Genomic DNA, 15,129 nt, shown 5'->3' on the forward strand with positions numbered 1-15,129 from the left:
GCCTCACGAGAGGGGGCCACGGCCGTACGCGTTCCCGTGAGCGGAGTCGGTGCCGGGGTCGGTCCCGGTGCCGGGGTCGGTCAGCGCCCCGTGCGCCCCTTTGGGTGTCTTTACAACCTGTGTGACTTGTACGCCGTACCTGCGAGATACGTCACGATCCGGGCTCAAAGTCCCATCCGGTGGTGTCTACTGGACGGCATGCCTGAGCACATGTCGATCCTCCAGCTGTTGGGCGTGGTCGCCCTCGCCCTCGCGGCGGTCATCTGGGTCGTTGTGCTCGTCCGCGTACTGCGCCGGGACCGTGAGGTCCACCGCGGCCGCTTCGCCGAGCTGGCCCGCAGGCGCGGCCCGCGCCTGCGGGGCCTGCCTCATCAGCGCCGCACGGGCCCGCACGTGGAGCACGTGGAGCTGACCCCGGCGGAGCAGGACGCCTTCGCCTTCCTGGCCCGCCAGTTCAGCGACGACCGCCTGGCCTGAGCCATTCCCTGCACAGGGCCGGCCGAGAGGTCTAGCCGGGCAGCCCCGCCCGGCGTTCCATCGCGTCCCGGGCCGCGTCCTCCGTCGCGTACACCTCGCACATGTGGCGTCCGTCCGGTGTGGCCGTGTGCTCGACCTCCCAGAGGGAGATCTCCTGCCCGTCGGTGAGCAGGAACGCGTGCTCGTACAGCGAGAAGCTCAAGCCGGGCCGACCGCGCCGCGCGGGACGGTGCGGGCGGCCGAAGGCCTGGGTGATCTCGTGCGCGAACGCGGTCCGCAGCAACAGCGTGGCGAGCTCGTCCCCGGGACGGTCCGGATTCTCCGCGCGCCGCAGCAGCCGACGGGCGTGGTCCGCCGAGTCGTCCGGTACGTACTCGTGGCGCGGCTCGGGAAACGCCACCAGCTCCACCATGGCAGGCAGTTCGAAGTCGGGGGCGTCCGGCGGCAGCGGCAGGCGCGCGGTGGCGGCCCGCAGCTCCTCGTCGTCCGTGTACACCTCGTGCTGGATGTCGCTGCCGGGCACCGTGTTGTGCACCAGCTCCCACAGGGTGACGGCGGAGCCGTCGGCGAGCAGCCAGGTGTGCCGGTACGTCGCCCTGTGCAGCCCCGAACTGTAGTGCGCGGAGTGCAGCGAACTGTCGTGCGCGAGGGCACAGTCGAGCTGTCGTATCGTCTCGTCGGGCAGTTCGAAGGAGTTCAGGGCGCGGCCGAGGAGTCGCGCGAGGTGCTCCTCAGGAGACTCGGGCGACTCGGGTGGCTCGTACGCTGCCGTCTCGTACGGAACGCTCAAGGTTTCTCCCGGCGTTGCTGCATGTCACCTTGTGGGTGCATACCGTAGCCCCTCGGTCGGACATCATGTCCGGGAACCGAGAAAACGTACGTCTATAAAACGACGGGGCCGCGCGGTTGGTTCCCGCGCGGCCCGACGAACTCCCAGAACAGCGGGGTCAGATGGCGCTGTCCGCCGTCCACTCGCTCCACGACATGTTCCAGCCGTTGAGGCCGTTGTCCGGCGAGACCGTCTTGTCGGGGGAGTTCTTGACGATCACCACGTCGCCGACCAGCGAGTTGTCGAAGAACCACTTGGAGACCGTGTCGCCGTTCGCCCCCTGGACGTCCGCGAGGCCGACGCAGCCATGGCTGGTGCCCTCGCGTCCGAAGGGCGGGTTGGACTTGTTGTACCAGTAATTGCCGTGGATGAAGGTGCCCGACGTCGTCAGCCGCATCGCGTTCGGCACGTCCGCGATGTCGTACTCACCGCCGAAGCCCACCGTCGACCCGTTCATCCGCGTCTGCCGGAACTTCTCCGAGATCACCATCTGACCGTTGTACGTCGGGTTCGCGGCAGCGCCCGCGGAGATCGGCACGGTCTTGAGCGTCTTCCCGTCCCGGACGACCGTCATGGTCTGCGTGTTCACGTCGACCGTGGAGACCTGCGAGCGCCCGACCGTGAAGGTGACGGTCTTGTCCTGCACGCCGTAGAGGCCGTTCGCGCCCTCCACACCGTCCAGGTCGATCTTCATCGTGACCTTGGACCCGGCCTTCCAGTACTCCTCGGGCCGGAAGTCGAGCCGCTGCTCCCCGAACCAGTGCCCCGCCACCTCCTGCCCGCTGCTCGACGTCACCGTGATGTGCGACTGCACGGCCTTCCGGTCCGTGATCGCCTTGTCGAAGGTGAACGACACCGGCATCCCCGCCCCGACCGTGGTGCCGTTGTCCGGCGTGTACGTCCCGATGAAGCTGTTGGCCGTCGACACGGTCGTGAAGATGGAGTTGGCGGCCGATGTCTTCCCGTCGGCGTTCTTCGCGGTCGCGGAGATCCGGTACTTCGTGCCGCGCTCCAACTGCTCCTTCGGCTTCCAGGACAGCCCGTCCGCGGCTATCTCGCCCGCCACGACCGCGCCGCCCTCGGCCACGGTCATCTCGACCTCGGTCAGCTTGCCGCCGCTGACCTTCACGCCGGTCGCGTTGATGGACGCGCCCGTCGACCCCTCCTTCGCCGAGATCGTGATCCGCGCTGCCGCGTCCTCGGCCGAAGTCCCCTTGCCATCACTCTTGTTGTCGGCCTGGGCGTCCCCGCCACAGCCGGTGAGGGTCAGCGCACCGACCACCAGCACGGCACAGGTCCCCAGTGCACGCCGTACAGCAATCTTCGGCCTCGTCACGATCTGCTCCAGCTTCTTCGCGTCTACGTGATCTACGTGATCCGCTCCGGTACGTGGACAAAGAGCGAACGACGGCCGAGCGGGTTCCCCCGCTTCCCGCCTGACGGCATCACGTGACAGAACCGGGACAATCGCCCCCGGCGACACCTGCTGGAACTACCGGCCTCTCAAGACCCCCCTCATCCCACGGATCCCCGTCATCCCTTATCCGTACAACTCCCCGTACGAAGGCCACACTCCCCCCGGCCCGTCCACCGACTCGGCCGCCCGCACCGCCCGTACGATCGCCCACGTCACCAAGTCCGCTCCTGCCGCGAGGAGTTCGTTCAGGGCGAGGGGACCGGACTGTGGCGGCAGCGGCCGGGCGCCCGTCGCCAGCGTGAACACCGTGTCCCCGTCGTTGAGTAGATGTACGGGGCGTACGGCGCGGGCGATGCCGTCGTGCGCCGTGCCGGCCAGCTTCTGGGCCTGGGCGCGGGTCAGGTCGGCGTCGGTGGCGACCACGGCCAGCGTGGTGTTCAGCGGGGGAGGAGGACTCTTCGCGGCGGCCTCGGCGACCCGTCGGCGCGCGTTCTCGTGGACCTCCGGCGCCGGATACGCCGTACGCCCCTGGAACAACTCCCCGTACAACACGCCCGTCTCCGGATCCATCACCGATCCCGCCGCGTTGGCCACCACCAGCGCGGCCACCGTGATCCCCGAGTCCAGCACGGTGCTCGCGGTGCCGATGCCGCCCTTGAGCAGCCCGACCGTCGCCCCCGTTCCGGCACCCACGCAGCCCTCCGCCACCGGGGCACCGGGCCCGCTCGCGGCGGCCGTCTCGACCGCGGCCCGGCCGGTGGCCGCGTCCGGTCTGGCCTTGAAGTCCCCGCCCCGGCCCAGGTCGAAGACACAGGCGGCCGGCACGACCGGCACCACGTGCGCCGGGTCGGGCCCGACCCGTACACCGCGTCCGCGCTCCTCCAGCCAGGCCATCACCCCCGACGCGGAGTCCAGCCCGTACGCGCTGCCTCCGGTCAGCACCACGGCCTCGACCCTCTGTACGAGGTTGCGCGGGTCGAGGGCGTCCGTTTCCTTGGTGCCGGGCCCGCCCCCGCGCACGTCCACGGCCGCGACCGCGCCGCCCTCCGGAGCCAGCACGACCGTGGTACCGGTGAGCCAGCCCCCGCCGACCCGGGTGGCGTGGCCGACCCGCAGGCCGGGGACATCGGTCAGAGCGTCAACTGCCATGGGCATCTCGGGTGTTGTGGGCCTCGTGAGTCCTGTCGGACTCGTCGTTGTGGGTGCCGTGGGCTCGGGCGGTGAGCGCCACCCCGACCGCGACCGTCAAGGTCGCCACGATGCCCGCCGCCAGGACCGCCCAGTGGCCCAGGAACGTGCACACGATCACGGCCAGCGCGGCCAGCGGCAGGACGGTCTGCTGGGCCGTGCCCACCTTGTAGTGGCGGGCGTGCAGCGCCCACACGGAGAGGAGGTACAGCGCCGTCGGCAGGGTCACCGCTGCGGACGCGGCCAGCGTGGAGATGTGCGCCTTGTGCACCGCCTCCTCCACCGCGACCTCCAGCCCCGCGCCGATCGCGGCCGCCGAGGCGAAGATCAGGTAGTGGCCGTAACCCCACAGGAAGCTCTCCTTGTTGGAGCGCAGATGACCGTGGATGGGAACGGTGAAGTAGACCCACCACGAGGAGAACACGATCAGCAGCCCGCCCACCGCGATCGGCAGCAGTTCGCCCAGCGCGTTGTTCTCGTCCACCGCCGACTTCACGGCGACCGTCGCCGCCAGGATCGTCTCGCCGAGCACGATGATGGTGAACAGGCCGTACCGCTCGGCGATGTGATGCGGATGCCAGGACGTCTGGAAGCCCTTCTCCGCGTACACCGGGACGCACATCTCGGCGATCGCCATCACCAGGAACAGCCACGGCCTGGCCGGCTCCGGCAGGACCAGCAGCCCCAGCCAGCCGACCTGGCAGAGCACCACGCCGCCCGCGTACCGCAGTGCCGTGACCTGCTCGGCGCCCGTCGCGGTTCGCGCGGCCCGCAGCCACTGCGCGGTCATCGCCAGTCGCATGATCACGTAGCCGAGCACGACCAGCAGCCAGTCATGGTCCTCGAAGGCCCGGGTGACCCCGGCGGCGAGCACGAGCACACCGGCTATCTGGACGAGGGTCACCAGCCGGTAGGGCACGTCGTCGTTGTCGTACGCCGAGGCGAACCAGGTGAAGTTCATCCAGGCCCACCAGATCGCGAAGAAGATCATCGCGTAGTTCACGACGCCCTCGGCCGCGTGTGCCTCCGCGACGGCGTGCACCAGCTGGACGCCCGCCTGGGCGACGGCGACGACGAAGCACAGGTCGAAGAAGAGCTCCAGCGGCGAGGCGACCCGATGCACCTCCCCACGCCCCCGCGCGACCAGCCTGCGCACCGGCGCCCGGGCGACGCCGGACGGGGAGGTGGCAGCCGAGGACGAGGCCGGGGACGGGGCCGAGGCCGTGCCAGAGCCTGGGGTCGGTTCCGGAGCCGAGGGGGTCGAGGGCGTGGAACTGGACGTCATGGGGCCAAGCACACCAGAAAATCCGGTGGAATTCTCGCTCAGGTGTTCACAAGTGCAGGAGAGGGCTGAGGGAGTGCGCGGACGGGCCCGGTGCGGGTGTGGGTGAGCTGGGGGAGGGGCTGCGGCTGGAAATCGTTCGTGCTCGGGGCCGTACCCTGGAGACATGAGTACCGCTCCCGCCTCCCAACCGCGTGACCCCAAGGCCGCGCTGGTCTTCGACGACCCGCTGAGCCGGCCGTCGTCCGACGACACGGACCACGGGTGGGGCGAGCGGCCCGGTGACAGCGGCGACAGCGCGGCCGACCTGAAGCGCTTCCTCGACGAGAAGCCGCCCCACCACATCTGACACCGCCGGCCGTCGGCCTTGTGCCGCTGGCATCGCTGACCAGAGGCCATGATTTGTCGGTATCGCCGGCCAAAGGTTTCGAGCGCCGTTACTCGCGGTCGTGGCCCGAGCCGCGCTGGGCCACCAGGGCGTCGCGGATCTCCTTGAGCACCTCCAGCTCGGTCACCTCGATGACCTCGTGCGCGCCTTCCTTCGCCTTCCGGCGGGCTTCCTGGCGGGCCAGGTACTTGGCCATGGGGAGCACCATCAGGAAGTAGACGACGGCCGCGGTGATGACGAAGCTGAGCGTGGCGCTCAGGACTGTGCCCCACATGATCGGGATGCCGTTGGTGACCGTGCCGTCCGCAGCCGTTTTGCAGGGGTCCTTCAGACACGAGCTGTACTTGTCGAGGTCCTTGGTGCCGAAGGCACCCACCAGTGGGTTGATGACCCCCTTCACCACCGAGTTGACGATGTTGGTGAAGGCTGCGCCGATGACCACGGCGACGGCCAGGTCGACGACGTTCCCCCGCATCAGGAAGGCCTTGAAGCCCTCCCAGATGCTCGGCTCCTTCTTCTCGCTCACCACGAGGCCTCTCTGCGCTGGTTGTGGAACAAACGACTCCGCAACCTACGTCAGGGCCGGTCCCGGGTGTCCAAGTGGGTCCCTTCATTGTGGGACTTGACGGGTGGGGGCCGGCGTCGGGGTTGGCGGTCACCACAGGGTCACCGCCAGGCGGGACGTGGCGCCCGCGCCGGCCAGCCGGGCCGCCGTGCGGCGGGGCACGGTCAGGACGACCAGGGCTCCGCTCTCGGTGGCGCTGGCGGTCGGCACTTTGGCCACGCGGGCGCCGCGTGCGACGACCCGTGCGGCGCCGGCGCCCGTCGCGGACTCCTCGGCCGCGATCACGTCGACGCGGTCGCCGGGGTGCAGCAGCCGTACCGTCGCGCCGTCGGCGATGCGTACCGGTGCGGTCACCGTCGCCACGGTGCTGGGTCGCTCGGGGAGCGGGTCGGCCACGGGGTGGCCCCTGACCCGTTCGGCTTCCCTCGGTCCTGCCCCCGTCGCCAGCAGGGCGGCGGCAGTCACCGCCAGGCCCGCGGCCAAGGCTCGCCTTCGGCAGCGGGCGAGGCGGCGGAGCCGGTGGGCGCCGCCGCGTACCCGTAGTGGGGCGAAGTGTGGGACCTCGCAGGTGGGAGGGGTGTCGGTGCCGGGTGGGCCGGCGGCCCAGGAGGGAAGGCGTGCGGACGAGGGCGAGGACGAGGGCGTGGATGAGAGTGAGGGTGAGGATGAGGATGAGGATGAGGGTGAGGGTGAGGATGAGGGACGGGACATGGGGCCACCACCTGCTGTGTGAGATCGGCTTGCGGTCCCACGATGAGGCTTCGCGGCGAAGCCTGCTGTGGCCTGTGGACTACCCACCGACTGTGGAAAACTCCGCCACCCGAATGAGGAGTTCCGCCCCCGCCGCCCCTACCCGTCCCATCCCCAGGGGCGCTGCCCCTTCGACCCCGAACCAACTCTGTGGATGCGCCCCAGACCCGCTGTCGCCCTTCGGGCTCGTCCTCGAACGCCGGACGGGCTGAAAATGGCTGGGCTCATCCTCGGCCGTTGGGCGGGCTGGGAATGACTGGGCTCGCTCTCAAACGCCGGGCGGGCTGGGAATGGCTGGGCTCGTCCTCATACGCCGGACGGGCTGGGAATGGCTGGGCTCGCTCTCAAACGCCGGGCGGGCTGGGAATGGTTGGGCTCGCTCTCATACGCCGGGTGGGCTGGGAATGGCTGGGCTCGCTCTCAAACGCCGGGCGGGCTGGGAATGGTTGGGCTCGTCCTCGATCGCCCACGGGCCCGATGGCTCTCCTGTCACGGCAGTTCGAACCCAGGGTCCATCCCGCCCAGTGCGTTCGTGCACGGGCAGGCACGGCTGTCGTTCGACGGTAGTGCGGCGATCGCCTCGAACAGGACGCCCCGGAGGCGGTCGACGTTGGCGGCGAAGACCTGGAGGACTTCCTCGTGGGAGACGCCCTCGCCGGTCTCGGCGCCGGCGTCGAGGTCGGTGACGAGGGTCAGGGTGGTGTAGCAGAGCTCGAGTTCGCGGGCGAGGATGGCCTCGGGGTGGCCGGTCATGCCGACGACGGACCAGCCCTGGGCCCGGTGCCACAGGGACTCGGCGCGGGTGGAGAAGCGGGGGCCCTCGACCACGACGAGGGCGCCGCCGTCCACCGGTTCCCAGTCGCACCCGCGCGCCGCTTCGAGGGCGGCCTTGCGGCCGACGGGGCAGTAGGGGTCGGCGAACGAGACATGGACGACGTTGGGGATGGCGCCGCCGGGCAGCGGGAGGCCGTCGAAGTAGGTCTGGGTGCGGGACTTGGTGCGGTCCACCAACTGGTCCGGGACGAGGAGCGTGCCCGGTCCGTACTCCGGCCGCAGACCGCCCACCGCGCACGGGCCGATCACCTGGCGCGCCCCGACGGAGCGCAGCGCCCACAGGTTGGCGCGGTAGTTGATGCGGTGCGGCGGCAGATGGTGGCCGCGGCCGTGGCGCGGGAGGAAGGCGACCCGGCGTCCGGCGATCTCACCGAGGAAGAGGGAGTCGCTGGGCGGCCCGTAGGGGGTGTCGACCTGTATCTCGGTCACGTCGTCGAGGAAGGAGTAGAAGCCCGAGCCTCCGATGACGCCGATCTCCGCCAGGTCCGTCCCCGCCGTGCCGTCCGCCGTGCCCGCCCCGACCGCAAGCCGGACCCCGTTCTCCACGTGCTCCGTGTTCGCCATGCCCGCACCCTAACCGGGCCGGGAAACGCCGAAGACCCCGCCGGTCGTCGTACGACGGCGGGGTCCCGGACGGAGGTGCTACGCGGCCGAGGTGCTGCTGGTGGAGGAAGAGCCCGAGGACGACGACTTCGAGTCGGAGGACGACGAAGACGACGAGGGCTTCGCGTCCGAGGCCGACTTCGCGTCCGACGAGGACTTCGACGTCGCCGGGCTGCTGCTCGACGAGGAGCCGCGGCTGTCGTTCCGGTAGAAACCGGAGCCCTTGAAGACGATGCCGACCGCGGAGAACACCTTCTTGAGGCGGCCGTTGCAGGCGGGGCACTCGGTCAGGGCGTCGTCGGTGAACTTCTGCACCGCTTCGAGGCCCTCACCGCATTCGGTGCACTGGTACTGGTACGTCGGCACTGGCTCTTCCTCCTGGCACTCTCACTCGATGAGTGCTAACGATCGTCCATGTTAACCCGTGCTGCCGACGAATGGAGTAACGCACGTCACCTGCTCACGGGCGGCGGTCAGGGCTTGACCGCCATGAGGGCCTTCCCGCCCACGTGGGAAGCCGCTTGAGCGGCGGAGTCACAGTGACCAATTCCCTGGGAAAATCACAGGTCACATCTCACCGATCGCGGCAGGTTCGCGATGGGCCGCGCCGCGCGTGACCACGCGGGTCACGCGCGGCGGCACCAGCCGCCTACGCAGCGCCAACAGCGTGGCAAGAGCCAATGCCGTACCGGCCATCGGCACCAGGAATCCGGCGCCGGTCCACAGTCGGTCCTCCAGCTGTCCGGCGGCCGTGACGGCGGCCGCCTGGCCGAGCGCGACCGCGCCGGTCAGCCAGGTGAAGGCCTCCGTGCGGGCACCGGACGGGACCAGGGAGTCGACCAACGTGTAGCCGGTGATCAGGGCCGGGGCGATGCACATGCCGACCAGCAGGCCGAGCGCGGCGAGGACGAGCACGGAGTCGGCGGTCCACAGGGCGGAGGTCACCAGCGCGAGGGCCGTGTAGCCGACGACCAGGCGCCGCCGATGGGCGACCTTCCACGCGATCGCGCCGCAGACGATGCCGGAGAGCATGTTGCCGGCGGCGAAGACGCCGTACAGGACGCCGTTCAGACCGGGCTCGCCGATCGACTCGGAGAAGGCGGCGAGCGAGACCTGCATGCCGCCGAAGACGGAGCCGATGCCCAGGAAGGTGACGATCAGGACGCGCACTCCGGGGACGGACAGGGCGGAGACGTGCTCCACGCGCGCGTGCGCCACGGAGACGACCTTGGGCTGGGTGCCGCGCTGCGCGGCGAACAGCAGGCCGCCGATCAGGGTGAGCCCGGCCTCGGTGAACAGGCCGGCCGCCGGGTGCACAGCGGTGCAGAGCGCGGTCGCGACCAGCGGGCCGAGCACGAAGGTCAGCTCGTCGGTGACGGACTCGAAGGCGGCCGCGGTGCTCATCAGGGGCGAGTCCTGGAGCTTGACGCCCCAGCGGGCCCGCACCATGGGGCCGATCTGCGGCACCGAGGCTCCGGTCGGTACGGCGGCGGCGAAGAGCGCCCACAGGGGGGCGTCCATCAGGGCCAGCGCCGTCAGGGAGAGGCCCGCAGCCCCGTGGACGAGGATGCCGGGGATCAGGACGGCCCGCTGGCCGTGACGGTCGGCGAGACGGCCGCTGTAGGGGGCGAACAGCGCCATGGAGACACCGGTCGCGGCGGCCACGGCGCCGGCCGCCCCGTACGAGCCGGTGGTGTGCTGGACCAGCAGCACGATGGAGATGGTCAGCATCGCGAACGGCTGGCGTGCCGCGAAGCCGGGGAGAAGGAACGTCCACGCGCCACGGGTGCGCAGCAGCTGCCCGTAGCCCGGGCGGGACGCCTTCGAGGTGTTCGAGGTGACCGTGGACGCCACGGCCGTGCCTTTCCGCCGCCTGGTAGCGCGGCCCCCCGGTTCGCGGGGGATCGGGCGCCGAGAGCTGTCCTCTTGCGCCACTGCGGTAGATGCCGGGCCCACAGGGAGGGGCGTGACGGCCGCCATACGGTCGCGCCAGCTCTGCGTCAGACAGAGTTGGTCCGATCAAGTGCGCCTTCATCGTACAGGGGGATAAGCCGGGTCACCTGTGAAAATGAGCACCATGGACGGCCGTACCCCTGATTTCAGAGGGTGTGAGCGGTGCGAAACCCGTTCTCAACGACCTGCCCCGCGTTTCTCAACGACCCGCCCTGCCGGTCCCGTTGCCCTTCCCCAGCCAGTCGGCCAGCTTGCCGCCCTGGCCGACGGCCCTGAGGCGGCGTTCCGCCTGGTCCCGTACGGGATCCGTGGCGACGACGAGCAGCTCGTCGCCACGTCGCAGCACCGTGGTCGGCAGCGGCACGAAGGAGGTGCCGTCGCGGACGACGAGGGTGACGGCGGCGCCCGGGGGGAGCCGGAGCTCGTTGACCTCGACGCCGTGCATCCGGGACTTCTCGGGGATGGCGACGGACAGCAGGTGGCCGCGCAGCCGCTCCAGGGGCGCCGATTCGATGCCGAGGTCGGCGGCCTCGTCGCCGGAACCGCCCAGGCGCAGCTTGCGGGCCAGCCAGGGCAGCGTCGGTCCCTGGACGAGGGTGTAGACCACGACGAGCACGAAGACGATATTGAAGATCCGGCGGCTGCCCTCGACCCCGCTCACCATGGGGATCGTCGCCAGGATGATGGGCACCGCGCCGCGCAGCCCGGCCCACGACAGCAGTGTCTGCTCCCGCCACGGCACCCGGAACGGTGTGAGTGCGACGGCGACGCTCAGCGGGCGCGCCACCATGGTCAGCACCAGGCCTATGACGAGCGCGGGCCAGATGTCGTCGCCCATCTCGTGCGGGGTGACCAGCAGTCCGAGCAGGACGAACATGCCGATCTGGGCGATCCAGCCGACTCCCTCGGCGAAGCCGCGCGTGGCCGGCCAGTGGGGCAGCTTGGCGTTGCCGAGGACCATGGAGGCCAGGTAGACGGCGAGGAAGCCGCTGCCGTGGGCCAGGGCGCCGGCCGCGTACGCGGCGACGGCGATGGCCATGACGGCGATCGGGTAGAGACCGGAGGCGGGCAGGGCGATGTGCCGCAGGCCCCAGGAGCCGAGCCAGCCGACCGCGAGGCCGATGGCGGCGCCGATCGCCAGCTCCAGCGCTATCTCACCGATCAGGACGTACCAGTGTTCGACCGGTCCGGCCATGGAGAGCGAGGCGACGAGGATGACCACCGGGGCGTCGTTGAAGCCGGACTCGGCCTCCAGGGTGCCCGTCACGCGCGCGGGGAGGGGGATCTTGCGCAGCACGGAGAAGACGGCCGCCGCGTCCGTGGAGGACACGACCGCGCCGATGATGAGTGACTGTCGCCACTCCAGGCCGATCAGATAGTGCGCGCCCGCCGCTGTGACGCCGACGCTCACCGCGACTCCGACCAGCGCCAGTGAGCTGGCGGCCGGCAGGGCCGGCTTGATCTCCTTCCACTTCGTGCCGAGGCCGCCCTCCGCCAGGATCACGACGAGGGCCGCGTAGCCGATGACCTGGGTCAGTTCGGCGTTGTTGAAGTGGATGTCGCCGATGCCGTCCTGGCCCATGGCGATGCCGATGCCCAGGTACACGAGCAGGCTGGGGAGCCCGCTGCGCGACGAGATCCGGACCGCGGCGACCGCGACTAGCAGGACGAGCGAGCAGACGAGCAGGAGCTGGTTGAGGTCGTGGACAGTCAGAGGGCCGTACCTTTCTCGCCGAACCGCACGTGGTTCCGAGTGTGGGGATGCCGAGCACTGGATGCGGGCACGCGCGCATGGAGGCATGCGAAGCCGATCACGGAAACCGTGCGGTTGCGGTTACGTCAGTGCAAGTACTTCATTACCTTACCTAACTCTTGACGATTTCTTGACGCTTGCAAGGGCAAGATCGAACAGTCGTCCGCGCCAGTTCCCGACTCCGCGTCAAGTCGCGTCGGGCCCTGCGCCTATGGTTGCTCCAGCGTTCAGTACAAAGCACAGCCCGACCTGCCGCTCGTGTTAGGACAGCAAGGACAGCGATGCCCACCGACACCACCCCCTCCGGCCAGCAGTCCGGCAAGTCCGGCAGGAAGAAGGGACGCAAAGTCCGTCTTCTCCTGATCGTCCTGGTCCTGGCCATCATCGGTGGCGTCGGCTACGGGGCGTTCTGGTCCGTTTCCACCGTGCGCGCCTCCTTCCCCCAGACCAAGGGCTCGATATCCCTGGACGGTCTGTCGGGACCGGTCGACGTCAAGCGCGACGACCACGGGATCCCGCAGATCTACGCCTCCTCCGACGAGGACCTGTTCATGGCGCAGGGCTACGTCCAGGCGCAGGACCGGTTCTACGAGATGGACGTGCGCCGCCACATGACGGCCGGCCGCCTCTCGGAGATGTTCGGCGAGGGCCAGGTCGACAACGACGAGTTCCTGCGCACCCTCGGCTGGCACCGGACCGCCGAGGAGGAGTACAAGAAGACGCTCTCGGCCGAGACGAAGAAGTACCTCGACGCGTACGCCGAGGGGGTCAACGCCTACCTCGCCGGCAAGGACGGCGAGGAGATCTCCCTGGAGTACGCGGCCCTCGGCTTCGCAGGCGACTACAAGCCCGAGGAGTGGACCCCGGTCGACTCGATCGCCTGGCTGAAGGCGATGGCGTGGGACCTGCGCGGCAACATGCAGGACGAGATCGACCGCGCCCTGATGACCAGCCGCCTCGGCCCCAAGCAGATCGCCGACCTGTACCCGCAGTACCCGTACGACCGCAACAAGACGATCGTGCAGGAGGGCGAGTACGACGAGCTCACCGAGACCTGGTCGGACGGGTCCCGGTCGACGCAGGGCACCGGCGGCTCCACGCAGGGCACCGGCGGCACGGGAACGGGCGTGAGCGCCGCCGGGACCTCCACGGACTCCTCGGCCCTCCAGACCCAGCTGGACGGCCTCTACAACGTCCTGGAGGACCTGCCCGAGGCCGTCGGAGTGAACGGCAACGGCATCGGCTCCAACTCCTGGGTCGTCTCCGGCAGCCACACCATCACCGGTAAGCCGCTGCTGGCCAACGACCCGCACCTGTCGGCCACGCTGCCGTCGGTCTGGTACCAGATGGGCCTGCACTGCAAGGCCGTCTCCGAGAAGTGCCAGTACGACGTCGCCGGCTACACCTTCTCGGGCATGCCCGGCGTGGTCATCGGCCACAACGCCGACATCGCCTGGGGCATGACCAACTCCGGCGTCGACGTCACCGACCTCTACCTGGAGAAGCTCACCGGCGACGGCTACCAGTACGGCGCCAAGGTCCTGCCCTTCGACACCCGCGAGGAGACCATCGAGGTCTCCGGCGGCTCGTCCAAGAAGATCGTCGTCCGCACCACCAACAACGGCCCCCTGCTGTCCGACCGCAACGACGAACTCGTCGAGGTCGGCAAGAAGGCCTCCGTCGACCAGGACGCCCCCGACCGCGGCGACGGCTACGGCATCGCCCTGCGCTGGACCGCGCTGGACCCCGGCACCTCCATGGACGCCGTCTTCGCCATGAACAGGGCCAAGGGCTGGGACGACTTCCGCGAGGCCGCCGCCCTGTTCGACGTCCCCTCGCAGAACCTGACCTACGCCGACACCGAGGGCAACATCGGCTACCAGCTGCCCGGCAAGATCCCCACCCGGGGTGCGGGCGACGGTTCGCTGCCCGCACCGGGCTGGGACACCAAGTACCGCTGGACCGGCTACATCGACCAGGACGAGCTGCCGTACGAGTACAACCCGAAGCGCGGCTACATCGTCACCGCGAACCAGGCCGTCGTCGACCAGGACTACCCGTACACGCTCACCAAGGACTGGGGCTACGGCACGCGCGCGCAGCGCATCACCAGCCTCATCGAGTCGAAGATCAAGGGTGGCGGCAAGATCTCCACCGACGACATGCGGCAGATGCAGATGGACAACAGCAGCGAGATCGCCAAGCTGCTGGTGCCGCTGCTGCTCAAGATCGACGTCGACGACAAGGAAGTCCGCCAGGCGCAGAAGCTCCTGGAGGGCTGGGACTACACCCAGGACGCCGACTCGGCGGCCGCCGCGTACTTCAACTCGGTCTGGCGCAACATCCTGAAGCTCGCCTTCGGCAACAAGCTGCCCAAGGAGCTGCGCGTCGAGGGCCAGTGCCTGTCGGTCGAGCCGGTCGACACCACCGGGCCCGCCGACGAGGACCAGCGGGTGCGCGAGTGCGGCAAGCGCGACGCGGACCAGGCGCAGCCGGACGGCGGCGACCGCTGGTTCGAGGTGGTCCGCCGGATCATCGACGACGAGGACAACGACTGGTGGTCCACGCCGAAGATACGGAACCTGGACGCCGCCGACACCCGTGACGAGCTGTTCAAGCGGGCCATGCGGGACGCCCGTTGGGAGCTCACCGCCAAGCTCGGCAAGGACATCGACACCTGGAGCTGGGGCCGGCTGCACCGCCTGTTCCTGGAGAACCAGACCCTCGGCACCGAGGGCCCCGGTTTCCTCCAGTACATGCTCAACCGCGGCCCCTGGAAGCTCGGTGGCGGCGAGGCCACGGTCAACGCCACCGGCTGGAACGCGGCGGGCGGCTACGAGGTCGTCTGGGTGCCCTCGATGCGCATGGTGGTGAACCTCGGGGACCTCGACAAATCCAAGTGGATCAACCTCACCGGCGCCTCCGGGCACGCGTACAACGCGCACTACACCGACCAGACCGACAAGTGGGTCAAGGGCGAGTTGCTGACGTGGTCGTTCTCGGACAAGGCGGTCGAGAGCGGCACGAGCGACACGCTGCTGCTGAAACCGTGACGCTCGCCTGAAACGGAAAGCGGCCTCCACGCACGCG

The 15,129-nt window shown here is 69.7% G+C and carries 13 protein-coding genes; 3 read left to right on the plus strand and 10 right to left on the minus strand.

The window, feature by feature from the left end:
- Positions 1-198: 198 nt before the first annotated feature.
- Positions 199-477, plus strand: coding sequence for a hypothetical protein (locus tag ACFU53_RS40415; RefSeq protein WP_384004432.1), 279 nt, complete (start codon positions 199-201; stop codon positions 475-477).
- A 31-nt stretch (positions 478-508) separates the two neighbouring features.
- Here the strand turns inward: ACFU53_RS40415 and ACFU53_RS40420 are convergent, their stop codons facing one another.
- From ACFU53_RS40420 to ACFU53_RS40435, 4 genes are all read right to left on the minus strand, one after another.
- Complete coding sequence (locus ACFU53_RS40420; protein WP_384004434.1) at positions 509-1,267, minus strand: DUF6227 family protein; 759 nt, start codon at positions 1,265-1,267, stop codon at positions 509-511.
- Positions 1,268-1,424: 157 nt separating this feature from the next.
- Positions 1,425-2,642, minus strand: a complete 1,218-nt coding sequence (locus ACFU53_RS40425) for an Ig-like domain-containing protein (RefSeq protein WP_384004436.1) — start codon at positions 2,640-2,642, stop codon at positions 1,425-1,427.
- A 204-nt stretch (positions 2,643-2,846) separates the two neighbouring features.
- A complete protein-coding gene (locus ACFU53_RS40430) occupies positions 2,847-3,872 on the minus strand; it encodes a P1 family peptidase (protein WP_384004456.1) in 1,026 nt (341 codons plus the stop codon).
- A complete protein-coding gene (locus ACFU53_RS40435) occupies positions 3,862-5,196 on the minus strand; it encodes a low temperature requirement protein A (protein ID WP_384004438.1) in 1,335 nt (444 codons plus the stop codon). Before ACFU53_RS40435 ends, ACFU53_RS40430 begins: the two co-directional genes overlap by 11 nt.
- Positions 5,197-5,359: 163 nt before the next feature.
- On the opposite strand from ACFU53_RS40435, the gene ACFU53_RS40440 reads away from it, so the two are divergent.
- A complete protein-coding gene (locus ACFU53_RS40440; RefSeq protein ID WP_384004440.1) occupies positions 5,360-5,542 on the plus strand; it encodes a hypothetical protein in 183 nt (60 codons plus the stop codon).
- An 88-nt stretch (positions 5,543-5,630) separates the two neighbouring features.
- Here ACFU53_RS40440 and mscL read toward each other — a convergent pair whose 3' ends face one another.
- From mscL to ACFU53_RS40470, 6 genes are all read right to left on the minus strand, one after another.
- Positions 5,631-6,107, minus strand: coding sequence for a large conductance mechanosensitive channel protein MscL (mscL, locus tag ACFU53_RS40445; RefSeq protein ID WP_384004442.1), 477 nt, complete (start codon positions 6,105-6,107; stop codon positions 5,631-5,633).
- Between the two features lie 129 nt (positions 6,108-6,236).
- Positions 6,237-6,857 (minus strand): hypothetical protein, encoded by a 621-nt coding sequence (locus tag ACFU53_RS40450; RefSeq protein WP_384004444.1) that lies wholly within the window; start codon positions 6,855-6,857, stop codon positions 6,237-6,239.
- Between the two features lie 528 nt (positions 6,858-7,385).
- On the minus strand, positions 7,386-8,294 hold the full coding sequence (locus tag ACFU53_RS40455; RefSeq protein WP_384004446.1) for an S-methyl-5'-thioadenosine phosphorylase: 909 nt from the start codon (positions 8,292-8,294) through the stop codon (positions 7,386-7,388).
- Between the two features lie 78 nt (positions 8,295-8,372).
- Positions 8,373-8,699: an FmdB family zinc ribbon protein gene (locus ACFU53_RS40460; protein WP_384004448.1), complete on the minus strand. Its 327-nt coding sequence runs from the start codon at positions 8,697-8,699 to the stop codon at positions 8,373-8,375.
- A gap of 201 nt (positions 8,700-8,900) precedes the next feature.
- On the minus strand, positions 8,901-10,187 hold the full coding sequence (locus tag ACFU53_RS40465; protein WP_384004450.1) for an MFS transporter: 1,287 nt from the start codon (positions 10,185-10,187) through the stop codon (positions 8,901-8,903).
- Between the two features lie 298 nt (positions 10,188-10,485).
- Positions 10,486-12,087 (minus strand): potassium/proton antiporter, encoded by a 1,602-nt coding sequence (locus ACFU53_RS40470; protein WP_384004452.1) that lies wholly within the window; start codon positions 12,085-12,087, stop codon positions 10,486-10,488.
- Positions 12,088-12,320: 233 nt separating this feature from the next.
- On the opposite strand from ACFU53_RS40470, the gene ACFU53_RS40475 reads away from it, so the two are divergent.
- Positions 12,321-15,092 (plus strand): penicillin acylase family protein, encoded by a 2,772-nt coding sequence (locus ACFU53_RS40475; protein ID WP_384004454.1) that lies wholly within the window; start codon positions 12,321-12,323, stop codon positions 15,090-15,092.
- The last annotated feature ends 37 nt before the right edge of the window (positions 15,093-15,129 follow it).

This window comes from Streptomyces sp. NPDC057474, assembly GCF_042802555.1.
GTDB lineage: Bacteria > Actinomycetota > Actinomycetes > Streptomycetales > Streptomycetaceae > Streptomyces.